This window comes from Blastococcus sp. TF02-8 (assembly GCF_003319175.1).
Classification (GTDB): domain Bacteria; phylum Actinomycetota; class Actinomycetes; order Mycobacteriales; family Geodermatophilaceae; genus Blastococcus.
On record NZ_QOHK01000003.1, the window covers coordinates 42,150 to 65,602 of the forward strand.

23 protein-coding genes are annotated in these 23,453 nt (G+C 74.5%); 17 read left to right on the forward strand and 6 right to left on the reverse strand.

Translation table 11 applies throughout. The annotated features are described in order from the left end of the window. From DQ237_RS07265 to DQ237_RS07275, 3 genes are all read left to right on the forward strand, one after another. Positions 1–1,101, forward strand: coding sequence for a mannose-1-phosphate guanylyltransferase (locus DQ237_RS07265; RefSeq protein ID WP_113798667.1), 1,101 nt, complete (start codon positions 1–3; stop codon positions 1,099–1,101). A 22-nt stretch (positions 1,102–1,123) separates the two neighbouring features. Further along, positions 1,124–1,894 (forward strand): SDR family NAD(P)-dependent oxidoreductase, encoded by a 771-nt coding sequence (locus tag DQ237_RS07270; RefSeq protein WP_113798669.1) that lies wholly within the window; start codon positions 1,124–1,126, stop codon positions 1,892–1,894. Between the two features lie 76 nt (positions 1,895–1,970). Continuing rightward, positions 1,971–2,861: a DNA-3-methyladenine glycosylase gene (locus tag DQ237_RS07275; protein ID WP_240619473.1), complete on the forward strand. Its 891-nt coding sequence runs from the start codon at positions 1,971–1,973 to the stop codon at positions 2,859–2,861. A 12-nt stretch (positions 2,862–2,873) separates the two neighbouring features. On the opposite strand, the gene rfbA is transcribed toward DQ237_RS07275, so the two are convergent. The 3 genes from rfbA to cofD are packed head-to-tail and all read right to left on the reverse strand — an operon-like array spanning position 2,874 to position 5,769. After that, positions 2,874–3,740 (reverse strand): glucose-1-phosphate thymidylyltransferase RfbA, encoded by an 867-nt coding sequence (rfbA, locus tag DQ237_RS07280; RefSeq protein ID WP_113799361.1) that lies wholly within the window; start codon positions 3,738–3,740, stop codon positions 2,874–2,876. Positions 3,741–3,769: 29 nt separating this feature from the next. After that, positions 3,770–4,822: a coenzyme F420-0:L-glutamate ligase gene (locus DQ237_RS07285; RefSeq protein WP_113798671.1), complete on the reverse strand. Its 1,053-nt coding sequence runs from the start codon at positions 4,820–4,822 to the stop codon at positions 3,770–3,772. Continuing rightward, positions 4,819–5,769 carry a 2-phospho-L-lactate transferase gene (gene cofD / locus DQ237_RS07290; protein ID WP_113798673.1) on the reverse strand — a complete coding sequence of 317 codons (951 nt, stop codon included), beginning with the start codon at positions 5,767–5,769 and terminating at the stop codon, positions 4,819–4,821. Before cofD ends, DQ237_RS07285 begins: the two co-directional genes overlap by 4 nt. A 364-nt stretch (positions 5,770–6,133) precedes the next feature. Between cofD and DQ237_RS07295 the strand changes: the two genes are divergently transcribed. Continuing rightward, positions 6,134–6,385 carry a WhiB family transcriptional regulator gene (locus DQ237_RS07295; RefSeq protein ID WP_166509554.1) on the forward strand — a complete coding sequence of 84 codons (252 nt, stop codon included), beginning with the start codon at positions 6,134–6,136 and terminating at the stop codon, positions 6,383–6,385. A 67-nt stretch (positions 6,386–6,452) separates the two neighbouring features. Further along, positions 6,453–7,292: a hypothetical protein gene (locus DQ237_RS07300; protein ID WP_113798677.1), complete on the forward strand. Its 840-nt coding sequence runs from the start codon at positions 6,453–6,455 to the stop codon at positions 7,290–7,292. 30 nt (positions 7,293–7,322) lie between these two features. Here DQ237_RS07300 and DQ237_RS19675 read toward each other — a convergent pair whose 3' ends face one another. The 3 genes from DQ237_RS19675 to DQ237_RS07310 are packed head-to-tail and all read right to left on the reverse strand — an operon-like array spanning position 7,323 to position 8,877. Next, complete coding sequence (locus tag DQ237_RS19675) at positions 7,323–7,472, reverse strand: hypothetical protein (protein WP_166509539.1); 150 nt, start codon at positions 7,470–7,472, stop codon at positions 7,323–7,325. A 43-nt stretch (positions 7,473–7,515) separates the two neighbouring features. Next, complete coding sequence (locus DQ237_RS07305; RefSeq protein ID WP_147251759.1) at positions 7,516–8,370, reverse strand: hypothetical protein; 855 nt, start codon at positions 8,368–8,370, stop codon at positions 7,516–7,518. Between the two features lie 39 nt (positions 8,371–8,409). Then, complete coding sequence (locus DQ237_RS07310) at positions 8,410–8,877, reverse strand: metallopeptidase family protein (protein ID WP_113798681.1); 468 nt, start codon at positions 8,875–8,877, stop codon at positions 8,410–8,412. 220 nt (positions 8,878–9,097) lie between these two features. Between DQ237_RS07310 and DQ237_RS07315 the strand changes: the two genes are divergently transcribed. The 12 genes from DQ237_RS07315 (at position 9,098) to DQ237_RS07370 (ending at position 23,438) form a co-directional block, all read left to right on the forward strand. Next, positions 9,098–9,448, forward strand: coding sequence for a DUF3499 domain-containing protein (locus tag DQ237_RS07315; protein ID WP_113798683.1), 351 nt, complete (start codon positions 9,098–9,100; stop codon positions 9,446–9,448). 25 nt (positions 9,449–9,473) lie between these two features. Continuing rightward, complete coding sequence (locus DQ237_RS07320; protein WP_113799365.1) at positions 9,474–10,850, forward strand: phosphomannomutase/phosphoglucomutase; 1,377 nt, start codon at positions 9,474–9,476, stop codon at positions 10,848–10,850. Beyond that, positions 10,847–11,056, forward strand: coding sequence for a Trm112 family protein (locus DQ237_RS07325; protein WP_113798685.1), 210 nt, complete (start codon positions 10,847–10,849; stop codon positions 11,054–11,056). Before DQ237_RS07320 ends, DQ237_RS07325 begins: the two co-directional genes overlap by 4 nt. A gap of 13 nt (positions 11,057–11,069) precedes the next feature. Further along, the gene (locus DQ237_RS07330; protein WP_113798687.1) at positions 11,070–12,212 is read left to right on the forward strand and encodes an SIS domain-containing protein; all 1,143 of its coding nucleotides are present in this window, start codon (positions 11,070–11,072) and stop codon (positions 12,210–12,212) included. A gap of 81 nt (positions 12,213–12,293) precedes the next feature. Beyond that, positions 12,294–13,235: a DUF808 domain-containing protein gene (locus DQ237_RS07335; RefSeq protein WP_113798689.1), complete on the forward strand. Its 942-nt coding sequence runs from the start codon at positions 12,294–12,296 to the stop codon at positions 13,233–13,235. A 46-nt stretch (positions 13,236–13,281) separates the two neighbouring features. Continuing rightward, positions 13,282–15,033 carry a glycerol-3-phosphate dehydrogenase/oxidase gene (locus DQ237_RS07340; protein WP_113798691.1) on the forward strand — a complete coding sequence of 584 codons (1,752 nt, stop codon included), beginning with the start codon at positions 13,282–13,284 and terminating at the stop codon, positions 15,031–15,033. Positions 15,034–15,098: 65 nt separating this feature from the next. After that, positions 15,099–16,274 carry a mannose-6-phosphate isomerase, class I gene (manA, locus tag DQ237_RS07345; protein ID WP_113798694.1) on the forward strand — a complete coding sequence of 392 codons (1,176 nt, stop codon included), beginning with the start codon at positions 15,099–15,101 and terminating at the stop codon, positions 16,272–16,274. 90 nt (positions 16,275–16,364) lie between these two features. Further along, positions 16,365–17,267, forward strand: coding sequence for a DUF1524 domain-containing protein (locus tag DQ237_RS07350; protein WP_113798696.1), 903 nt, complete (start codon positions 16,365–16,367; stop codon positions 17,265–17,267). Positions 17,268–17,490: 223 nt separating this feature from the next. Then, positions 17,491–18,999: an adenosylhomocysteinase gene (gene ahcY, locus DQ237_RS07355; RefSeq protein WP_113798698.1), complete on the forward strand. Its 1,509-nt coding sequence runs from the start codon at positions 17,491–17,493 to the stop codon at positions 18,997–18,999. Between the two features lie 184 nt (positions 19,000–19,183). Further along, a complete protein-coding gene (gene mtrA / locus DQ237_RS07360; RefSeq protein WP_113798699.1) occupies positions 19,184–19,900 on the forward strand; it encodes an MtrAB system response regulator MtrA in 717 nt (238 codons plus the stop codon). 86 nt (positions 19,901–19,986) lie between these two features. Next, positions 19,987–21,708 (forward strand): MtrAB system histidine kinase MtrB, encoded by a 1,722-nt coding sequence (gene mtrB, locus DQ237_RS07365; protein WP_113798701.1) that lies wholly within the window; start codon positions 19,987–19,989, stop codon positions 21,706–21,708. Next, a complete protein-coding gene (locus DQ237_RS07370; protein WP_113798703.1) occupies positions 21,705–23,438 on the forward strand; it encodes an LpqB family beta-propeller domain-containing protein in 1,734 nt (577 codons plus the stop codon). The genes mtrB and DQ237_RS07370 overlap by 4 nt, the downstream gene beginning before the upstream one ends. Positions 23,439–23,453 lie beyond the last annotated feature (15 nt).

Below are 23,453 nucleotides of genomic sequence, written 5' to 3' on the forward strand. Positions count from 1 at the left end.
GTGCGCCACGCGGTGATCATGGCCGGGGGATCCGGGACGCGGCTGTGGCCGCTGTCGCGGGCCGGCCGGCCCAAGCAGCTGCTCGACGTCGTCGCCGATGCCGGAGGCGGCGCGCACAGCCTCCTGGCGGAGGCCTTCACGAGGGTCCGCGCCGTCGTGCCGGCCGACTGCGTCTGGGTCTGCACCGCCGCCCGCTACGCCGACCAGGTGCGCGCGGCGCTGCCCGAGCTGGCAGAGGGGCGGCTCGTCCTCGAGCCCGAGGCCCGCGACACGGCCAACGCCGTGGGGCTGGCGGCCGCGCTCGTCGCCGACGTCGACCCGGACGCGGAGCTGGCGGTCGTGAGCGCCGACCACGTCATCCGCCCGCTGGAGCGGTTCGCCGAGGTGCTGAGCACGGCCTTCGACGCGCTGGCCGAGCGACCCCGGGCGCTGGTCACCCTGGGGATCACGCCGACGTCCCCGGCCACCGGGTTCGGCTACGTGCAGCGCGGGCCGGCCACCACGACCCCCGGGGTGGCCGAGGCGGCCTCCTTCCGGGAGAAGCCCGACCGCGCCACGGCGGAGGAGTACCTGGCCGGCGGCCGGTACCTCTGGAACTCGGGCATGTTCGTCTGGCGCGCCCGCACCGTCCTCGACGCCCTGGCCGACCACCTGCCCGAATCGGCCGAGGGGCTGGCGCGGATCGTGGCCGCGCCCCCGGGCCCGGCCCGGGACGCCGTGCTCGCCGAGGTGTTCCCCACGCTGCCGAGGATCAGCGTCGACTACGCCGTCCTGGAGCCCGCGGCCGCCGAGCCCGGTCGCGTCCTCGTCGCCGACCTGGACGTCGACTGGCTCGACGTCGGGTCGTGGCCGGCGCTCGCCCACACCCTCGACGACGACGGGGCGGGCAACGCCGTGCGCGGGCTCGCCGTGGTGCTCGACGGCTCGGGCAACATCGTGTTCAGCGACGACCCCGCGCACCTGGTGGCGCTGGTCGGCGTCCGCGACAGCGTCGTGGTGCACACCGCCGACGTGACCATGGTCTGCCCGGTGGCCGACGCCGAGCGGGTCAAGCAGCTGCTCGCGGCGGTGCAGGAGCGACACGGCCCGCACTTCGGCTGACCCGCATGATTGGCTGCCGGGCATGAAGAACTTCGACGTCGCAGCCGTTGTCAGCGGAGGGGCCTCCGGGCTCGGCGAGGCCACGACCCGGGCCCTGGCCGCCCGGGGCGCCGCCGTGACCATCATGGACCTCAACGAGGAGCGCGGGCGGGGGCTCGCGGCCGAGCTGGGCGGGCACACCACCTTCGTCCGCACCGACGTCACCGACGAGGCCTCGGTCCAGGCGGCCGTCGCCGAGGCGACCGGCAAGGACCGGCCGCTGCGCATCGCGATCAGCTGCGCCGGCATCGGGGCCGGCCAGCGCACGGTCGGCCGCAACGGCGAGCCGCACGACCTCGGCGCGTTCATGAAGGTCCTCACCGTCAACCTGGTCGGCACCTTCAACGTGCTGCGCCTGGCGGGCTCGGCGATGGCGCAGACCGAGCCGGGGGAGGACGGCGAGCGCGGCGTCGTCGTCAACACCGCCTCGATCGCGGCGTTCGACGGTCAGATCGGCCAGCTGGCCTACTCGGCGTCCAAGGGCGGGGTCGTCGGCATGACGCTGCCCGCGGCGCGTGACCTGTCCTCGATCGGCGTGCGGGTGTGCACCATCGCCCCGGGCCTGGTCGACACGCCGCTGCTGGCCGGTCTTCCGGAGGAGGCGCGGGCCGCGCTCTCGGCGGGCATACCCTTCCCCAAGCGGCTGGGCCGCCCGTCCGACTTCGCCGAGCTGGCGCTCGCGATCGTCGAGAACGGCTACCTCAACGGTGAGGTCATCCGGATGGACGGCGCGCTGCGGATGGCACCCCGCTGACCTCTTCCGGGAGCACCTCCTGAGCACCAGCACGACCTCGGGCACCCGGGCCGTCGCGGACGTCGCGACGACCTGGGTGCCCGACTGGCCCCTGGACCTGCTCCGCGTCCTGTCCCCGCACCGGCGCGGTGCCTCCGACCCGACCATGCAGGTGGGCGACGGGGGGCTCTGGCGGACGACGAGCACCCCGGAGGGGTCGGCCACCGTGCGGATCGCCCGGGAGGGTCCCGAGGTCAGGATCGAGGCCTGGGGCCCGGGCGCCGGGTGGGCGGCGGCGGCGGTCCCGGGGTGGCTGGGGGCCGAGGACCGGCCCGAGGAGTTCTCCCCGGGCACGGCCCATCCGCTGGTCGCCGAGCTGCACCGCACCCACCCGCACCTGCGGCTGGGTCGCACCGGCCGGACCTGGGACGCGCTGATGCCGGCGGTCCTGGAGCAGAAGGTGACCACCGCCGAGGCCTACCGGGTCTTCCGCGAGCTCTGCCGGCTGGCGGGGGAGCCGGCGCCGGGGCCCGCGCCGGCCGGCATGCGCGTCCTCCCCTCGGCGCGCCGCCTGCGGGAGGTCACCGACTGGGAGTGGCACCGCTGCGGCCTGGACGGGGCCCGGCGCCGCGCCCTGATCGCGGTCGCGGGGGTCGCCGACCGTATGGAGCCCGACGCGGGATGCGACTCGGCGGAGCTGCAGCGCCGCCTGCGGGTGGTGCCCGGCATCGGCGTGTGGACGGCGGCGGAGGTGGTGCAGCGGGTGCTGGGTTGCCCCGACACGGTCAGCGTCGGCGACTACCACCTGAAGAACACCGTGGGGTTCGCGCTGACCGGGCGCCGGAACACCGACGACGAGGAGATGATCGCCCTGCTCGAGCCGTGGCGCGGGCAGCGGCAGCGGGTGGTCCGCCTCATCCTGGCGGGGGGTCCGCGCCGACCCCGGCGGGGGCCGCGGTTCGCCCCGACGGATTACCGCCGGGTCTAGACGGCGGCCGGCTCAGGGCTGGTCGAGCAGGCCCAGCAGGTAGGCGCCGTAGCCGCTCTTGCCCAGCGGCTCGGCGATCGCCCGCAGCCCCTCGTCGTCGAGCCAGCCGTTGCGCCAGGCGACCTCTTCGATGCAGCCGATCTTGAGGCCCTGGCGCTCCTCGACCACGGAGACGAACTCGGTGGCCTGGCGCAGCGAGGCGAAGGTGCCGGTGTCCAGCCAGGCGGTGCCACGGTCCAGCGCGGTGACGGTGAGCCGGCCCTCGCGCAGGTAGTGCTCGTTGACGGCGGTGATCTCCAGCTCGCCGCGGGCGCTCGGCGTGATGCCCTTCGCCACGTCGACGACGTCGGCCGCGTAGAAGTACAGCCCCGGCACGGCGTAGGAGCTCTTCGGCCGGGACGGCTTCTCCTCGATGGAGAGCACCCGGCCGTCGTCGTCGAATTCCACGACGCCGTAGTCGCGCGGGTTGGCCACGTGGTAGGCGAAGACGTGCCCGCCGTCGGGCTCGGGGAGCCGCGCGAGGGCGGTGCCCAGGCCCGCGCCGTAGAAGATGTTGTCGCCCAGCACCAGGGCCGCGGCCTCGCCGTCCAGGAAGTCCGCGCCGATGAGGAACGCCTGGGCCAGTCCCTCGGGGCGGGGCTGGACGGCGTACTCGATGCGCATGCCCAGCCGGCTGCCGTCACCCAGCAGGTGGCGGAAGGCCTCCTGGTCGCCGGGCGTGGTGATGACCAGCACCTCGCGCACCCCCGCCATCATCAGGGTGGAGAGCGGGTAGTAGATCATCGGCTTGTCGTAGACCGGCATGAGCTGCTTGCTCACGGCCTGCGTGATCGGGAAGAGACGGCTCCCGGTGCCCCCGGCCAGGATGATCCCGCGCATGGGGAGGAACCGTAGGCGATCGGCGCGGCTCAGCGCGCCGCCGAGCCGAGCCACAGCCTCCCGACGAGTGAGGTGCCCCCGAGCGTGCCGGCCGGCTCCCAGCGGGTGGCCCAGCCCATGGCGTGCAGCTGCACCACGGCGGCGCCGAGCACCGCGCCGAGGTTCACCGCCGTCGCGAGGGTGAGGGCATCGGAGAGGTGCACGTCGACCACGCCGTCGCCCTCGCCGCCGTACCGCAGGACGACCGGGAACTCCGGGAGCGCGGCAGCGGCCACCCGGAAGGCCTCGGCGGCGGCGTCGAGCTCCCCGGGCCGCGGGACGATGTCGGGCTCGGGGGCCCGGGAGGGCACGACGTCGCGCGAGCCGTACGGGAAGAGGTCGTCGGCGGGCAGCCGCACCAGCGGCCGGGTGCCGTCGTCCTCGGCCGGCCGCTGGTGGGGGAGCCCGCGGACCACGGCGACCGGGACGCCGGCGAGCTTGCCCTTCACCAGGTCGGCGGCCGAGGCGATCTCGTCGACCACCGCCACGCGGGTGGTCTCCAGCCGGTTGCCGTGGGCGTCGACCGCACCGCGGTGGTCGTCGAGGGCCTCGATCCCGGCCGATCCGATGGCGACGTCGGTGAGCCCTTCCCGCCACGTGCGGCCGAAGGTGTCGCTCACCACGACCGCCACGTCCACGCCGGCCAGCTCCCGCAGCCGGCCCCGCAGGCGCCGCGCGGAGGCGTCGGAGTCCTCGGGCAGCAGGACGAGGGCGTCGGCGGCGACGTTGGAGGCGTCGATGCCGGCTGCGGCGACCACCCAGCCGTGCCGGGTCTGCACGATCCGCAGCGGGCCGCGCCGGGCGACGACCCGCACGGTCTCGTCGTCGACGGCGCGCTGGCGCGCGGCCTCGCGGTCGGCCCCCGGCTCGACGCGAACCAGGTTGCCCTCCACCTTGGAGACGACCTTGGAGGTGACGACGACGACGTCGCCGTCGGCGAGCCAGGGCGCGGCCGAGACGATGGCGGCCGCCAGGTCGTCGCCGGGCGCGAACTCGGGCAGCCCGGCGACCGGGTGGACCGAGACGCCCCCAGGAACGTTCACCGGGCGCAGGCGTCGAGCGCGGCGCGGGCGAGGGCCTCGGTCGCCTCGGGGGAGTCCATGAGCAGCGGACGGCGCCGCACGTCGACGCCGGGGACCTCGGCGGCGTCGTCCTCGGCGACCAGCCAGGCGTCGAGCAGCCCGCCCTCGGAGCGGGCGCCGTAGTGCCGGCCCACGCCCTCGGCGCTCACCTCGATGCCGAGGGCCGGCAGGCACCGGTCGGCCATCCCGCGCACCACGGCGCCGCCGACGATCGGGGACACGCCCGCGATCCGGGCGGGGGAGGCGAGCAGGGCCTCGCGCAGGCCGGGCACACCCAGGACGGTGCCGATGGAGACGACGGGGTTGGACGGGGCCAGGAGGACCGCGTCGGCCCCGGCGAACGCCTCCACGACTCCGGGGGCCGGACGGGCGGCGTCCACGCCGACCTGGACGAAGGCCTGGGGGTCGAGCGCGGCGCGGTGGCGCACCCACCACTCCTGGAAGTGGATCGCCTGCGGGCGCCCGCTCTCCGGGTCGGGGACGACGACGTGGGTCTCCACCCGCTGGTCGCTCATCGGCAGCACGGTGACCCCCGGCTGCCAGCGGGTGCACAGCGCCGCGGTGACCGCCGAGAGCGGATAGCCGGCGTCGAGCATCCGGGTGCGGACCAGGTGCGTGGCGAGATCCCGGTCGCCCAGCCCGAACCAGGTGGGGTCGGCGTCGTAGGCGGCCAGCTCCTCCTTGACCGTCCAGCTCTCGCGGGCCCGGCCCCAGCCACGCTCCTCGTCGATGCCGCCGCCGAGGGTGTACATCACCGTGTCCAGGTCGGGGCAGATCCGCAGCCCGTGCATCGTCACGTCGTCGCCGGTGTTGACCACCGCCGTGATCTCCGCCTCGGGCGCCGCTGCGCGCACCCCACGGAGGAATCGAGCCCCTCCGGTCCCACCTGCCAGCACGACGATCTGCACGAAACGAATGGTGCCTGATGAGCACTTGTCGACTGTTCGCCGGGCGTGTCGAGGGGTGCCACGAGATGTGACGAACGGCGTGTGACTGGAGGGGCTGGTGTGGCGTGTCGCTTACACCGGGCGAAGTTGACGACGAGGCAACGACACGCGTGTAATTCCGGCGGTGTCAACGAGTGCTGAACGGCCCGGGAACGTCCTGCCGGCCGAGCACCGGGACGAGAGCGAGAGGGGACGCACCGTCATGGCTGAGGTGTCGTGGTTGAGCGACTACGCGAACGGGACCGAGCGGTCGGCCGACCGTCTGGGGGCCGCCGGCGGCCAGGGGGCGGGGCAGGCTCTGACGCAGGGCACCGGGCAGACCTTCGTGGGCTTCCTGGGCTTCGGGCTGGAGCCCGACGCGCAGTCCTGGCAGGAGCAGGCGCTGTGCGCCCAGACCGACCCGGAGGCGTTCTTCCCCGAGAAGGGCGGCTCCACCCGCGAGGCGAAGAAGATCTGCACCGGCTGCGAGGTCAAGGCCCAGTGCCTGGAGTACGCGTTGGCCAACGACGAGCGCTTCGGCATCTGGGGCGGGCTCTCGGAGCGTGAGCGCCGCCGCCTGCGCCGCCGCGCCGTCTAGGCAGCTCCACAGCACGTGACCACAGCCGCCGACGCCCCCCGTCGGCGGCTGTGGTTCTGTTCGGGGCGTGCCGGACTCCACCGATGCCCGTCTGGTCAGCGACCGTGAGGGCGTCGGCCGCGAGGTCCGGGCCGCCGGTCCGCTGATGGGCCAGCTCTCCGCGCCGGTGACGGCTCGGGAGCCCTGGCTGACCGCCGCCCTGAACCATGGGGCGGCGCACCGCTGGGTCGGCCGCCCGCTCGCCGTCGTCGTCGACGGGAGCCCCGGCGGCCCGCCGCTGGCCGCCGCCTTCTTGCGCGTGCGTCGCCGCGGCCCGCTCGCCGTGCTGGAACTGCTGGGGCAGAGCGTCGGTCCGCTGCCGGGCGGCCGCCCGACGGCCCGGCTCCTGGCGCGCGACGACGACGCCGCCGAGAGCCTCGCCGCCGGCATCGCGGCCTTGCTCGGCTCGCTGCGCGGACCGGTGTCGCTCCGGCTCGCCGGGCTCCCGTTGGGGGACCCCACCGCCCGTGCCCTCGCCGCACGGCTGCCCACCTCGGTCCTGGCGAACACCCGCAGCAGCCGGCTGGTGGACGATCTCGATGGCGTGGGCGCCGTCGAGCGGTCCCGCGATGCACGGATGCTCGAGCGCGTCCTGCCCGTGGCGCTCGACGTCCAACCGGACCGCCACGCCCGGGACTTCCTGCGGGTCGCGGCGCGGTTGCACGCGGCACTGGGCCAGCTCGAGGTGGCCGTCCTCGGGGCCCCGGCCCGCCCCAGGGCACTGCTGCTCAGCTTGGTCGTCGGGGACGACCGGTGGCCCTGGTGGGGTACCGGCCCGGGTCTGCGCGAGGAGATGGGCGCGCCCCTGGTGGGCCTGTCCGTGCCGGCGCGGGGGTGGCCGCCCCTGGCCCGGTCCGGAGGACGCTGAGCCCTCCCGGCGGGGTCAGCCCCCTCGGGGTCACGGGCGACGGTGCTCGCCGAGTGGTCGTCCGCGTAGCAGCACCACGACGTCGGGGCCCAGTTCGTGCTGCACGTCGTGGGCCAGGGTGATCAGTTGCCACCCCGACTCGGTCGTCGGCTCCTGTCGTCGGGAACGCCGGCGCGCCATGCCCTCACTGTGGCAGGCCCGCGCTCCTGAAGCGGCTCGGAACTCAGTTCTCGCCGAGCTTCCCGGTGACCTGTGCGGACCCGGTTCCGATCCGGATCTCCCCGGCGGGCTCCGCGCCGAGGACCACGGTCAGCTCGACCTCGTAGACGCGGCCGGTGGACTCGGGAGCGGAACCGGACGGACGAAGCTCGGTCGTGGCAGGACCCCGCAGGACGAGCCTGTTGCCGTCCCGCTCGACGGAGAGCTCCGGGGTGGTCAGCTCGGCGTGCTCGACCAGCGAGGGGATGCAACCGGACGCCGCAGGGTCCGTTGGCGCCGTCGCGGTCAGGCAGTTCCAGGTGGGCAGGCGAAGGTCGAGGGCGACGGTGTCCCTCTCCACGGAGAGGGACAGCTCGGGATAGGTCACAGTGATGCCGACCGCTCGCTGCTGCAGCACGAGTCCTCCGGCGGTCAGCTCGCCGGTGGTGCGGCCGGAGGGGCTGGGTGGGGTCGTGGCCCGCGTGGCAGACGCGCGCGGCTCGTCGCTCTCCCGGTACCCGGCGGCCACCGCGCCGGCCAGGCCGACCAGGGTGAGCGCTGCGAGGCAGAGCAGCGCGAGGGCGCGGTACGTGTGGTCGCCGGCCGGGGGAGCGGTCGTCAGGATGGCGGGCGGCGCGGGGGGAGTGAGCGAGGTCCAGCCCGCGGCGGGCCCGGGTGGCTCGGGCCGCGTTCCCGGTGGGTGCTCCAGGAACTCGGCGAGGTCGTCCACCCGGAGCGGCGCCGGCTGCCCGGTCGCCGTTCCGCGACCCCGGCGGCCGCGAGCCGCCCGCACCGTCGCGAGCGCGGTGGCCGCCAGCAGCAGCCCGAGGACCGCGCCGAGCACGGTCCACGCGGCGGCGCCGGCGGCAGAGGTGTCCATCGCGGTCAGCATCTCAGCCAGTGCGCGCGGCGTCGCCGGTCAGCCGGTGGGGTCGATCTCCTCGGGGTCCCGGCCCAGCAGCGTGGCCACCTGGTCGACGACGACGTCGCGGACCAGATCGGCCAGGTCGTCGCGGTCGTTGGCCCGCAGCTCGAGCGGGCGGCGGTAGACCACGACGCGCGGCGGCAGCTCCTGTCCCTGCTCCCGGCGTGCGGGCAGCACGCGGGCGAGCGGGACGCCCCCGTCGTCGAGCACGTCGCTGTCCAGGACGACCTCGTCCGGCCGGGTGTGCTCCACCCAGGGCACGTCCTCGACGGCGAACTCGACCCCCGCCAGCTCCCGCTCCCACCGGCGCTCCAGGTCCTCCACCGCGTCCAGGACGAGGTCGTCGAACAGCTCGCCGCGGGTGCGCGCGAGCGGCACCCCGTCGGGGACCAGGCGCCCCCGGAGGCCGCGACCGTGCCGGTCGCGGCGGGATCGGGCGGGGCGGCTGCGGGAGGCGCTCATGACGGGAGGAAGCGTACGGCGAGCCGCGACACGCCGGGTCCCGGAACGGGTCCGGAGAAGTTCTCCCCGGTCGCGCCGCGTAGGACCCGATCCCGCGTCCGACCGGTGACGATGCCCACGGGACCATCGTGCAGGATGGTGCGCGTCGGGCCGGAAACCGGTGCGCCTGCTGACGCGCGCCGCGCAGCGGGATTACTGTTCCCAGCGTGAGGAACCGGTGGTGAGGCAGTCACGTCGCTGCTCGCGCAGCGGCTGCGCGCAACCGGCAGCGGCGACCCTGACCTACGTCTACGCGGAGTCGACCGCTGTCGTGGGTCCGTTGGCGACGTTCTCCGAGCCGCACAGCTACGACCTGTGCGAGTTCCACGCCGAGCGGCTGACCGTGCCGCGCGGCTGGGAGGTCGTCCGGCACGAGATCGACCTGGACGACTCCGGTCCGACCGGTGACGACCTGCTGGCGCTGGCCGACGCGGTCCGCGAGGCGGCCCGTCCGGAGCCCCCGCGCGATCCTGCCGACGACGGCAGCGGCACCCGGCGCGGTCATCTGCGGGTCCTGCCCGACCTTCCCTGACGGTCCCGCCGATAGTGTCGTGCTCGTGGCAGACCTGTCGGCACTGATCAAGGCCTACGACGTCCGGGGCGTCGTGCCCGACGAGTGGGACGAGTCGACCGCACGCGCCATCGGCGCGGCGTTCGCCGAGTTCGTGCGCGCCGACAGCGGGGCCACGACGGTCGTCACCGCCCATGACATGCGCGAGTCCTCGGTCCCGCTGTCCCGGGCCTTCGCCGAGGGTGTGATCGCCCGCGGTCTCGACGTCGTCGAGGCGGGGCTGGGCTCCACCGACCTGCTGTACTTCGCCGCCGGGTCGCTGGACCTGCCCGGCGCGATGTTCACCGCCAGCCACAACCCGGCCCGCTACAACGGCATCAAGATGTGCCGGGCGGGCGCGGCACCGATCGGGCAGGACTCCGGGCTCGTCACGATCCGCGAGTGGGCCGAGCGCGACGACTACGAGCGCGTGCCCGACCGCGTGGGCACGGTGACCGGCCGGGACGTGCTGGCCGAGTACGCCGCCCACCTGCGCGGCCTGGTCAACCTCTCCGGGATCCGCCCGCTGAAGGTCGTCGTCGACGCCGGCAACGGCATGGGCGGCCACACGGTGCCGGTGGTGCTCGCCGACCTGCCGCTGGACGTCGTCCCGATGTACTTCGAGCTCGACGGCAGCTTCCCCAACCACGAGGCCAACCCGCTCGACCCGGCGAACCTGGTCGACCTGCAGGCGGCCGTGCGCGAGCACGGTGCCGACATCGGCCTGGCCTTCGACGGTGACGCCGACCGCGTCTTCGTCGTCGACGAGCGGGGCGAGCCGGTGAGCCCGTCGGCGATCACCGCGCTGGTGGCCGTCCGTGAGCTCGCCAAGGGCCGCGGGACGACGATCATCCACAACCTGATCACCTCGCGGGCCGTGCCGGAGATCGTGCGCGAGCACGGCGGCGAGCCGGTGCGCACCCGTGTCGGCCACTCGTTCATCAAGGCCGAGATGGCCCGCACCGATGCGGTCTTCGGCGGCGAGCACTCCGCGCACTACTACTTCCGCAACTTCTGGCGGGCCGACACCGGCATGCTCGCCGCGATGCACGTCCTCGCGGCGCTGGGGGAGCAGAGCCGGCCGCTGTCGGAGCTGACCGCGGCGTACGCGCGGTACGCCGCCTCCGGCGAGATCAACTCGACCGTCGCCGACGCGCCCGGGCGGGTGGCCGAGGTCCGGCGGGTCTTCGAGGACGAGGGGGCGACCTTCGACGAGCTGGACGGGCTCACCGTGGAGCTCCCCGACGGCGCGTGGTTCAACCTGCGCGCCAGCAACACCGAGCCGCTGCTGCGGCTGAACGTGGAGGCGCCCGACGAGGCGCGGATGACGGAACTGCGCGACCGGGTGCTGAGCACGGTGCGCGACGGACAGGAGCAGAGATGACCGCGACCCCCGGCAGCGCGACGAGCGGCCCCCTGGGTCTGGACCAGGACCTGCTGGCGATCCTGGCCTGCCCCGACACCCACCACACGCCGCTGACCGTCGACGAGGCGGCGAGCGAGCTGGTGTGCCCCACCTGCGACCGGGGCTTCCCCGTGCGTGACGGCATCCCGGTGCTCCTGCTGGACGAGGCACGGCAGCGCGGGTGACGGCGGCGCCGGCATGACCTCGCCCGAGTTCGCCGAGGAGGTCCTCGACGACCTCGAGCTGCTGCGCGCCCGGGATCCGCGAGGCCTGCTGCCCGCCGTGGCCGGTGCCGGGGCGCAGGTCCGGGAGACCGCCCGGCTGACCGAGGAGGCGGACCTCTCGCGGGTCACCGACGGCGGCCGGCCACGCGGGCTGATCATCGTGGCCCGCCGCGAGGGGGCGGTGGCGGCGTCGGTCCTGCGGGCGCTCCTCGGGCCGTCGAGCCCCGTCACGGTCGACGTCGTCCCCGGTCCGGCCCTGCCGGTGTGGGCCGGCCCCAGCGACATCGCGGTCGTGGCGACCCGGACCGGCGCCGGCAGCTACGCCGTCGGCCCGGCCTACGAGGCCGCCCGGCGTGGCGTCGCGGTCGTCGGGATCGGCGCCGACGAGGCGCCCCTGCACGCTGCCTGCGCCACCGCGCGCGCCCCCTACGTGGCGCTGCCGCGCACCCGGGTGCGGCACACCACGCTCTGGTCGCTGCTGACGCCGATGCTCCGGCTGGCCACCGACCTCGGGCTGCTCGCCGCCGGCGTGGCCGATCCCGAGGCGGTCGCCGCGGCGCTCGACGAGGTGGCCGAGGAGTGCGGTCCGGCGCGCGAATCGTTCGTCAACCCGGCCAAGACCCTGGCCCTGGAGCTGCTGGACGCGCTGCCGGTCGTCGTCGCCGAGGGGCCGCTGGCGTCGGCTGCGGCCACGCGGGTCACCGACCAGCTGGCCACCCTCGCCGGGCTGCCGGCAACCGGGTTCCGGCTGCCCGACCAGCGGGTCGCCGCCTGCGCTGTGCTCGGCGGTCCGCTCACCTCCGGCGACCAGGACGACTTCTTCCGGGACCGCGCGGACGATCCCGGGCGGCGACTGCGGCTGCTCACCATCCGGGACCCCGACGCGGGGGAGCACGACGGCTCCGGCGAGCGCGAGCCCCGGTCGGCCGCCGAGGCGCTCGAGGCGGTGCTGCGGACCGCCGGAGCGCACGGCGTCCCGGTCAGCGGCGTGGGCGAGCACGGGGAGCCGACCCGGTTCGGCCGGCTGCCGCGGGTCGCCCGCCAGCTCGCCGTCGCCGACTTCAGCGCCGTCTACCTCGCGCTCGCGCTCGACTCCGAACGGGCACTGGGCTCGTGACCGTCCCGCCCGCGCACCGCGGCACCGGACGGGCGACCATGTCCTCACCAGCTCCGTGCTGAACGACCGGAAGGAACTCCCGTGGCGGGTGGACTCGTAGCCCTGCTCGACGACGTGGCGGTGCTCGCGCGGGCGGCCGCCGCCTCGGTCGACGACATCGGCGCGGCCGCCGCGCGGGCGAGCGTGAAGGCCGCGGGCGTCGTCGTCGACGACACGGCCGTGACCCCCCAGTACGTGCACGGCCTGGCGGCGGAGCGGGAGCTGCCGATCATCCGGCGGATCGCGGTCGGCTCGCTGCGCAACAAGCTGCTGATCATCCTCCCGGCCGTGCTGCTGCTCAGCCAGTTCCTGCCGGTGCTGCTGACCCCCCTGCTGATGCTGGGCGGGATCTACCTCAGCTACGAGGGTGCGGAGAAGATCTGGCACAAGCTCCGGCCGGGGCACGACGACCACGCGGCGGCCGAGGAGAAGGCCCCGGACGAGAACACCATCGTCTCCGGGGCCGTGCGCACCGACTTCATCCTCTCGGCCGAGATCATGGTCATCTCGCTGAACGAGGTCGTCGACGAGCCGTTCCTCTCGCGGGCGGTCATCCTCGCCGTGGTCGCGGTGGCGATCACCGTGCTCGTCTACGGCGTGGTCGGGCTGATCGTGAAGATGGACGACGTCGGTCTGAACCTGGCCGAGCGTCCGGGCAGGGCCGTGACGAAGCTCGGACGCGGGCTGGTCAAGGGCATGCCGAAGCTGCTCACCGGACTCACCGTGGTCGGCACCGCGGCGATGCTGTGGGTCGGCGGCCACATCCTGCTGGTCGGCACCGACGAGCTGGGCCTGCACGCGATCTACGAGCTGGTGCACCACCTCGAGGAGGCCGCGCACGACGCCGCCGGGGCGCTGGGAGGGCTGGTCGGCTGGCTGGTCAACACGCTCGGCAGCGCCGTCCTGGGGCTGGTCGTCGGTGCGCTCGCGGTGGTGGTCATGAGCCTGACGTTCCACCGCAAGCAGTCGCACTCCGTGTCGTGACCGGCATCTCCGTCACGACACGCGGGCGAGGGGGACAGTGGGGGGCATGAGGGGCACGGAGCTGTCACCGGAGCGGCGACGGGCGGACCGCGCCCGCCTGGCGGACGGGGTCGTCGACGTCCTCGTGATCGGCGGCGGCGTCACGGGCGCCGGCGCCGCGCTGGACGCGGCCAGCCGTGGGCTGTCGGTGGGCCTGCTCGAGGCCCGGGACTGGGCGTCGGGCACGTCCAGCCGGTCGAGCAAGCTGATCCACGGCGGGTTGCGCTACCTCGAGCAGATGGCGTTCCCGCTGGTCCACGAGGCGCTCAAGGAACGCGCCCGCCTGGTGCGCACCATCGCCCCGCACCTGGTGCGTCCCCTGCCGTTCCTGCTCCCGCTGACCGCCCCCGCCTGGCAGCGCGCGTACTACGGCGCCGGCGTCGCCCTCTACGACCTGCTGGGTGCCGCCTTCGCCCGCGATCGCGCCATCCCGCGGCACCGGCACCTGTCGCGGCGCCGGACGCTCGAGACGTTCCCCGCACTCAGGCGCGAGGTCGTCCGCGGCGCCATCCAGTACTACGACGCCCAGGTCGACGACGCTCGGCACACCCTCGCGGTGGTGCGCACCGCGGCCGGGCACGGCGCGGCGGTGCTCTCCAGCGCCCGCGTCATCGGCCTGCTGCGCGACGGCGACGGGCCGACCGCGCCGGTCGTGGGCGTGCGGGTCGCCGACCTCACCGACGGCTCCGCCTTCACCGTGCGGGCCCGCAGCGTCATCGCCGCCACCGGGGTCTGGAGCGACGACGTCGGCGCGATGCTCGGCGACTCCGCGCCGAGCCTGAAGGTGCGCGCCTCGAAGGGCGTCCACCTCCTGGTCCCGGGACCGGCCATCGACGGAGGCGACGTCGGCCCGCACGGGCTGATCCTGCGGACGCCGACGAGCGTGCTGTTCGTGATCCCGTGGGCCGACCAGTGGATCGTCGGGACGACCGACACCCCCTGGACGCTGGACCGCGACCACCCCGCGGCCAGCAGCGCCGACATCGACTACCTGCTCGACCAGGTCAACCGGGTGCTGACCCGCCCGCTGACGCACGAGGACATCGTCGGCGTGTACGCCGGCCTGCGGCCGCTGCTGGCCGGGGAGTCCGACGAGACCAGCCGGCTGTCCCGCGAGCACGCCGTCATGACGCCGGTGCCCGGACTGGTGCTGGTCGCCGGGGGGAAGTACACGACCTACCGGGTGATGGCCGCCGACGCGGTCGACGCGGCCGCGGAGGGTCTGCCGGGGACGGGGCCGTCGCGCACCGCCGACCTGCCGCTGGTCGGTGCCGCGGACTGGCCCGCCGTCCGCGACGGCGCCGTGGAGCTGGCGGCGGCCTACGGCGTGCCGGAGGAGGCCGTGGCGCGGCTGCTGCGGCGGCACGGCGACCAGGTGACCGCCGTCCTGGACCTGGTGCGGGAGGACCCGGCGCTGGGCCGTCCGCTCCCCGGGGCGCCCCACCACCTGGCCGCCGAGGTGGTCCACGCCGTCCGGGCCGAGGGCGCGCTGCACCTGGACGACGTGCTCACCCGCCGGACACGGATCTCGATCGAGACACCGCACCGGGGCGTGGAGTCCGCGCCCGAGGTGGCCCGGTTGATGGCCACGGTCCACGGCTGGCAGGACGACTTCCTGGCGCAGGAGATCGCGCACTACGAGGCGCGCGTGGCCGCGGAGCGCGAGTCGCAGCGGATGCCCGACGACCGGACCGCCGACGCCGCCCGGCTCGGCGCCCCGGACGTGCGCAAGGCCGTGCACGGCGCCTCTTCGGGGTGATGCCGGTCTCCGGGACGTCCTCGACGGTTCCTGACCGGCGGGCGGCGCCGTAACCTGCCAGCACCATGTGGCAGCTGAGCAACGGCGTCCGGTTCTACCCCTGGGGGAGCCGCACCGTGATCCCCGAGCTCCTCGGCGAACGCGTCCCGGCGGACCGTCCGCATGCCGAGCTGTGGGTCGGCGCGCACCCGGACGAGCCCAGCCTGCTGTCCGACGGCCGCCCCCTGGACAAGGCCGTCGCCGCCGATCCCGAGGCGCTGCTCGGCGGGCCCGTGGTCGAGCGCTTCGGGGCGCGGCTGCCCTTCCTGATGAAGGTGCTGGCCGCGGAGACGCCGCTGTCGCTGCAGGCGCACCCGACGACGGAGCAGGCCGAGGTGGGGTTCGCCGCCGAGGAGGCCGCCGGGATCCCGCACGACGACCCGACCCGCACGTTCAAGGACCCGTTCCACAAGCCCGAGCTCCTGCTGGCGCTGACCACCTTCGAGGCGCTCTGCGGGTTCCGGCCGGTGGAGGAGTCGCTGCACTGCCTGGCCAAGCTCCAGGTGCCCGAGCTCAAGTCGACGATCGCCGCGCTGGCGCGGGGTGGGCTGCGCGCAGCCGTGCCGCAGCTGCTGGCGCTCCCGGGGGAGCGGCGGACGGAGCTGGTGTCGGCGGTGGCCACCGCGGCCGCCCGGTTCGTCGCCGCGCACGACCCGGAGTTCATCAACACCTACCGGTGGGCGGCCACGCTGGCCGAGACCTACCCCGGCGACCCCGGCGTGGTCATCTCGCTGATGTGCAACCACCTCAAGCTCGCTCCGGGCGAGGCGGTCTTCCTGCCGGCGGGGAACCTGCACGCCTACCTCTCCGGTGCCGGCGTCGAGGTCATGGCCAGCTCGGACAACGTGCTGCGGGGCGGACTGACCGCCAAGCACGTCGACCTCGCCGCGCTCATCGAGGTCCTGGACTTCAGCGACGGCCGCGTCCCGGTGATCCACCCGGTGCTCGGCCCCGGCGGTCTGCGCTATCCCGTGCCGGTCCAGGACTTCGACCTCACGCGCTGCCAGCTCGACGAGCAGGCAGGGACGCTGACCACGCGGGGCCCCCAGCTGCTGCTCTGCACCGAGGGGACGGCCGTCCTGGCCTCGGCCGACGGCGAGCTGACCCTCGAGAAGGGTCGGTCGGCGTTCGTCCCGGCCGGTGCGCGGGTCAGCGCCCGCGGCCCCGCCGTCCTCTACCGGGCGACCACCAACCTGGTCTGAGAGCTCCGTCCCCGCTCGGCGTTGCGCCGACGGAACGCCGCCGGACCGACCTAGCGTCGGACGACGAGCAGTTCCGAGCGGGGGAGTTCCGTGGACGTGCGACCGGGAACCCGGCCCCGCCGGCTCGCCGTCCTGCTGGCGGCCCTCGGCCTGGCGGCCGCGCTGGCCGGGTGCGAGGCGGTCGACCTGGCGGAGAGCGGCGCCGGGTCCGACGCGACGACGCCCTCGGCGGTGCAGGGCTCGGCGCTCGCGGTCCTCGGGACGCTGCCGGTCAAGGGCCGGGCGCCGCGGTCCGGGTACGAGCGCGAACAGTTCGGCGAGGGCTGGGTGGACACCGACCACAACGGCTGCGACACCCGCAACGACGTGCTCGCCCGCGACCTGACCGACGAGACGTTCGAGCCGGGCACCCGGGACTGCGTCGTGCAGAGCGGCACGCTGGCCGACCCCTACTCGGGCGGCGTCATCCGGTTCGAGCGTGGCGAGGGCACCAGCGAGGCGGTGCAGATCGACCACGTCGTGGCACTGTCGGACGCCTGGCAGAAGGGCGCGCAGGGCTGGGACGAGGCGCGCCGCGTCGCGTTCGGCAACGACCCGCTGAACCTGCTCGCGGCCGACGGGCCGCTGAACATGCAGAAGGGCGACGGCGACGCAGCGACCTGGCTGCCGCCCAACGGCGGGTTCCGGTGCGCGTACGTGGCCCGCCAGGTGGCGGTGAAGGCGACCTACGGGCTCTGGGTCACCCAGGCCGAGAAGGACGCGATGGCCGGGGCCCTCGCGCAGTGCCCGGGCGAGCCGCTGCCCACGGGTGTCGCCGCGACCCCTCCTGCTCCGGATCCCGTTCCTGCTCCCGTTCCGGCTCCCGTGCCGGCGCAGCCGGGCTACGCGGACTGCGCCGCGGTCCGGGCTTCCGGCGCCGCGCCCATCCACCGCGGGGACCCCGGCTTCTCCGAGGCGTTCGACGGTGACGGCGACGGCGTGGGCTGCGAGTGACCGGATCCGACCGGTCCGGGTGATCCCGCGGCTTCAGGCAGGAGCCGCCGCTGCCGATGTAGGTGGTGCACAACCGAAACGCTTGAGCCGGGAAGGGCGTCCTCCCCGGGCCGCGCGTCTAAGCTGGACGCCGGCACGAGCCCCGCCGAAGCCTCGGCATGCTCGCTCTTCTCGACGACCCGTTGCGCCCCCCTCGTGAGGGCGGGCCCGCCCCTGGAGCGACATGACCGCCAGCACTGGCACCCGCGCACTGACCACCCCGACCGGCGACGCCGACTACAAGGTCGCCGACCTCTCCCTCGCGCCGTTCGGCCGCAAGGAGATCCAGCTCGCCGAGCACGAGATGCCCGGCCTCATGGCGCTGCGCGCCGAGTACGGCGACGCCCAGCCCCTGGCCGGCGCCCGCATCGCCGGCTCCCTGCACATGACCGTGCAGACCGCCGTCCTGATCGAGACCCTGACCGCGCTCGGCGCCGACGTCCGCTGGGTCAGCTGCAACATCTTCTCCACCCAGGACCACGCCGCCGCGGCGATCGTCGTCGGCCCGGAGTCCAGCGGTGGCACCCCCGAGCAGCCCGCCGGCGTGCCGGTGTTCGCCTGGAAGGGCGAGACCCTGCCCGAGTACTGGTGGTGCACCCAGCGCCTGTTCGAGTTCCGCGACGAGAACGGCGACGTCGTCGGCCCGAACATGCTGCTCGACGACGGCGGCGACGCCACGCTGCTCATCCACCTCGGCACCCGCTTCGAGGCCGACGGCGTCGTCCCCGACACCACCGAGGCCGACTCCGAGGAGTACGGCGTCATCCTCGAGACCCTCCGGGGCACCCTCGCCGAGGACGGCGGCTACTGGACCCGCATCGGCCAGGGCATCGCCGGCGTCACCGAGGAGACCACCACCGGCGTCATGCGGCTCTACGAGCTCGCCCGCGACGGCCGGCTGCTCTTCCCGGCGATCAACGTCAACGACTCGGTCACCAAGAGCAAGTTCGACAACCTCTACGGCTGCCGGCACTCGCTGATCGACGGCATCAACCGCGCCACGGACGTGATGATCGGCGGCAAGGTCGCCGTGGTCTGCGGCTACGGCGACGTCGGCAAGGGCTGCGCCGAGTCGCTGCGCGGCCAGGGCGCCCGGGTGATCGTCACCGAGATCGACCCGATCAACGCCCTGCAGGCGGCGATGCACGGCTACGAGGTGACCACGCTCGACGAGGTCATCGGCAAGGCCGACATCATCATCACCGCCACCGGCAACAAGGACATCATCAGCGCCGACCAGCTGAGCCGGACGAAGCACCAGGCGATCATCGGCAACATCGGGCACTTCGACAACGAGATCGACATGGCCGGCCTCGCCCGCACACCGGGCATCGAGCGGACCACCATCAAGCCGCAGGTCGACGAGTGGCGGTTCGCCGACGGCCACACGATCATCGTGCTCTCCGAGGGCCGGCTGCTGAACCTCGGCAACGCCACCGGACACCCCAGCTTCGTCATGAGCGCCTCGTTCTCCAACCAGGTGCTCGCCCAGATCGAGCTGTGGACCAACCGTGCCGCGTACGAGGGCCAGGAGCCCACGGTCACCGTCCTGCCCAAGAAGCTCGACGAGCACGTGGCGCGGCTGCACCTCGACGCCCTGGGCGTGAAGCTCACCGAGCTGACCAAGGTGCAGGCCGACTACATCGGTGTCCCGGTCGAGGGCCCCTACAAGAGCGACCACTACCGCTACTAGAAGGACCTCGTCGCCCCCCCACGCCTCGCTCCGCTCGGCGTGGGCCCCTGCGACGAGGCCGTTCCATCCGCTCGCCAGGGCCGTTCCATCCGCTCGGCTGGCGGGCCTTCCGGAACAGGAAGGCCCGCCGGACGGGGGGTCTCACCCGGGCGGGTGGGACGGGTTCTTGCCCCGTCAGCGCAGAATGGTCGCCGTGGCATCCACCGCTCCCCAGAACGGGCCCGCTCGCGGCCGTGTCCTGGTCGTCGACGACGACGCCGCCCTCGCCGAGATGCTCGGCATCGTGCTGCGCCGGGAGGGCTACGAACCCGCGTTCGTCTCCGACGGCAACCGGGCGGTCGGCGTCTTCCAGCAGACCCGGCCGGACCTGGTGCTGCTGGACCTGATGCTGCCCGGCCGCAACGGCCTGCAGATCTGCCAGGACATCCGCCAGCAGTCGACCGTGCCGATCGTCATGCTGACCGCCAAGGGCGACACGATCGACGTCGTCCAGGGGCTGGAGGCGGGCGCGGACGACTACGTCACCAAGCCCTTCAAGCCCGTGGAGCTGGTCGCCCGGGTCCGTGCCCAGCTGCGGCGCGGGGAGACCGGGCAGGCCGAGAACCTGAGCATCGGCGACGTGCAGATCGACGTCCCCGCGCACCAGGTGACCCGCGACGGGGTGCCGATCGCGCTCACCCCCCTGGAGTTCGACCTGCTCGTCGCGCTGGCCCGCAAGCCGCGTCAGGTGTTCACCCGCGAGCTGCTGCTGGAGCAGGTGTGGGGCTACCGGCACGCCGCCGACACCCGGCTGGTCAACGTGCACGTCCAGCGGCTGCGGGCGAAGGTCGAGCGCGACCCCGAGAAGCCCGAGGTCGTCCTCACGGTCCGCGGCGTCGGCTACAAGGCCGGTCCGCCGTGACCGCGGACCGCGCCGTCTGACCACGTGAACCGGACGCCCGGGCGTGGGCTCACCGCCCCGGGCCCTCGTTCGCCGACAATGGGCCGGTGACCATCACCCGCTCGCCCGGGACGGGGACCGGCGTGGAGCCCGCCCGGGCCCCGGAGCGGGGCCGTTCCCGGGCGGCCGACCTGCGGCGCCTGCGCAGCGACGTGCGCCGGCGTGCCGGTACCGCCCGGCGGCGGCTCCGCCGCGGGTCGCGCCGGCTGGCCGCGCGAGCGCTGCGCGCCTGGCGCTCCTCGCTGCAGGTCCGCATCGCGGCCATCACCACGCTGGTCGCCGGCACGGTCGTGGTCATCGTGAGCCTGGTGCTGTTCAGCCAGATCCGCGACCAGCTGCTCGACGTCAAGCGGCAGGCGGCCATCGACCAGGTGCAGGCCGGTGTCGTCTACGCCCAGAGCGAGGTCACCGGGATCGCCACGGGTGACACCGCCAGCGTCCGGTCCACCCTGACCCGGACCGTCAACAACCTGCTCGAGCGCGGCGGAGCCGCCGGCGACTTCGACGTCGTCATGGTCTACCGGCCGGGCAATCCCGACCGCACCACGACCACCCGGCGTCCGCTGTACGAGGCGCTGCCCGGGGAGCTGCGCGCCGCCGTCGACTCCGGCAGCCAGGCCTCCAAGTACGACCTGGTGCCCGATGCGTCGGGGGAGCTCCGGCCGACGCTGCTGCTGGGTGCGCCGGTGGTGCGCGACGACCAGGCGCCGGACACCATCGAGCTCTACTACGCCTTTCCCCTGCAGCAGGAGCAGGAGAGCCTGTCGCTGATCCGCAGCACCGTGGTCATCAGCGGGGTCGCCCTGACGCTGCTCGTGGTCGGCATCGCGGTGCTGGTCACCCGGCTGGTCGTCGACCCCGTGCGGCGCGCGGCCGGCACGGCCCAGCGGCTGGCCGAGGGGCAGCTCGAGGAGCGCATGGCCGTCCGCGGCGAGGACGACCTCGCCCGCCTGGCGACCAGCTTCAACGCCATGGCCGACAGCCTGCAGCGGCAGATCACCCAGCTCGAAGGCCTCTCCCAGCTGCAGCAGCGCTTCACCTCCGACGTCTCCCACGAGCTGCGCACCCCGCTGACGACGGTCCAGATGGCGGCGGAGGTGCTGCACGAGTCCCGCGAGGAGTTCGCCCCGCACGTCGCCCGGTCCGCCGAGCTGCTGCGGGCCGAGCTGGACCGCTTCGAGGCGTTGCTCACCGATCTGCTGGAGATCAGCCGCTACGACGCCGGCGCTGCGGTGCTGGACGCCACGGCCACCGACCTCGGTGTGCTGGTCGGCCGGGTGGTCGACGGGATGGGCGCGCTGGCCCGGCGGCACGAGTGCGAGCTGCAGGTGACGCTGCCCGCCGAAGGGGTCCTGGGCGAGGTGGACGCCCGGCGCGTCGAGCGGATCCTGCGCAACCTGGTCGGCAACGCCATCGAGCACGGCGCCGGGCACCCGGTGGAGATCACGCTCGCGGCGAACCGCTCGGCGGCCGCGGTGACGGTGCGCGACCACGGGGTCGGGTTGAGCGCGGGGGAGGCCCAGCACGTCTTCGACCGGTTCTGGCGCGCCGACCCCTCGCGGGTGCGCACCGTCGGCGGCAGCGGCCTGGGACTCTCCATCAGCCTCGAGGACGCGCGCCTGCACGGCGGCTGGCTGCAGGTGTGGGGCCAGCCGGGCGCGGGTGCCCAGTTCCGGCTCACCCTGCCGCTCGTGGCCGGCACGGACCTGACGAGCTCACCGCTGCCGTTGCGGCCGGTGCGGCTGCGTCGTCCGGGAGCGGCGCGATGACCCGCCCGCTGACCCTCGTGGTGGCCCTGTTGGTGACCCTGCTGACGGTGGCCTCGTGCTCGACGGTGCCCACCAGCTCGCCCACCGTCGAGATCCCTCAGGGCCCGGCGCGGGAGACCGAGGCCGTCGGCATCGAGCCGCTCCCACCTGCACCGGGCGCCAGCGCCGAGGAGGTCGTCCGGACCTTCATCGACGCCTCGGCCAGCACTGTTCGCCGACACCCCGTGGCCCGCCAGCACCTGGCGCCGGAGGCGGCGAAGACGTGGTCCGACGAGAGCGGCGTCAGCGTCATCGGCACCGAGTACGCCGTCGTCGCCCGGGACGACGAGGGGACGGTGGCGGTCACGGCCAACCTGATCGGCACCGTGGACCCGCGCGGTGTGTTCAGCGTCGCCGGGCGCGGCGTCTTCACCCGCGAGTTCCGTCTGGAGCAGGTAGACGGCGAGTGGCGGATCACCGATCCGCCCGACGGGCTCATCATGCTGGAGCCGGACTTCCAGCGGCTCTACGACGAGCTGCAGGCCTACTTCCTGGACCCGACCGCCTCCCGCGTGGTGCCGGATCCGCGCTACCTGATCACGGGAGGGTCGCAGCCCACCGTGCTGGTCGAGCGGTTGCTGGGCGGGCCGTCGTCGGCGCTGGCGGCGGGCGTCTCCAACCCGCTCAACGGGGTGCAGCTGCACCGGTCGGTGGTGGTCCAGGACCAGGTGGCGACCGTCGAGCTGACCGGTCTGCCGCGCGACTCGCCGCTGCTGGGCCAGGTGTGCGCGCAGCTGGTGTGGACGCTGCAGCAGCCAGGTGGTCCTCGCGTGGACGCCGTCGTCGTCGTGGTGGACGGGGAACCGGTCGCGCCGGAGGACGTCCCCGAGGAGCAGACCGTGGAGGACTGGGCCTCGTTCGACCCCGACGCCATGCCCGTCGACGGTGTGGGTCACTACCTGCAGGACGGCGCGCTGCGCACCGCGACGGACGGCCGGCCCTCCCCGGGACCGGCCGGGGCGGGTGCCTACGGGCTGACCAGTGCCGCGATCTCCGCCGACCCCGCCACCGGACGACTGTCGTTCCTGGCCGGCGTGCGCCCGGAGGGGAACGGGGCCACGCTGCTGGCCGGCCCCTACGACGGCGACCTGGCGCCCGTCCTCGGCGGCAGCACACTGAGCGCCCCGACCGTCGCCGGCACCCGGGCGGAGGCGTGGGTGGTGCGCGACGGGGCGACCGTCGTGCGCGTGCCGGCGGGTGCGCCGCCGCAGCCGGTCACGGCCCCCACGCTCGCGGGGCTCGGGCGGGCCGACGTGCTCCAGCTGTCGCCGGACGGCGTTCGCGCGGCGGTGGTGGTCGACGGACCGGAAGGCCGCCGGCTGTACGTGGGCACCGTGGTCCGCTCCCCGGAGGACGGCTCGGTCGTGCTGCGTGACCTGCGCGAGGCGGCCCCGACCCTGGCCCAGGTGATCGACGTCGGCTGGCGGGACAGCAGCAGCCTCATGGTGCTGGCCGGGGACGAGAGCAAGGACCGGATCGTCCCGTACTCCGTGGGAGTGGACGGCTGGGGGCTCACCCGCATGACGACGTCCGGTCTGCCCAGCCAGCCGACGTCGCTGGCGGTGGCGCCCGACCGGCCGGCCCTGGTCAGCGCCGCCAACACGGTGTGGGAGCTGAACGGCGGCACGTGGGTGACCCTGGTGCGGGGTGCCGAGCCCCTGCCCGGCGGCGCACCCTTCTACCCGCTCTGACGGAGCCGGATCCAC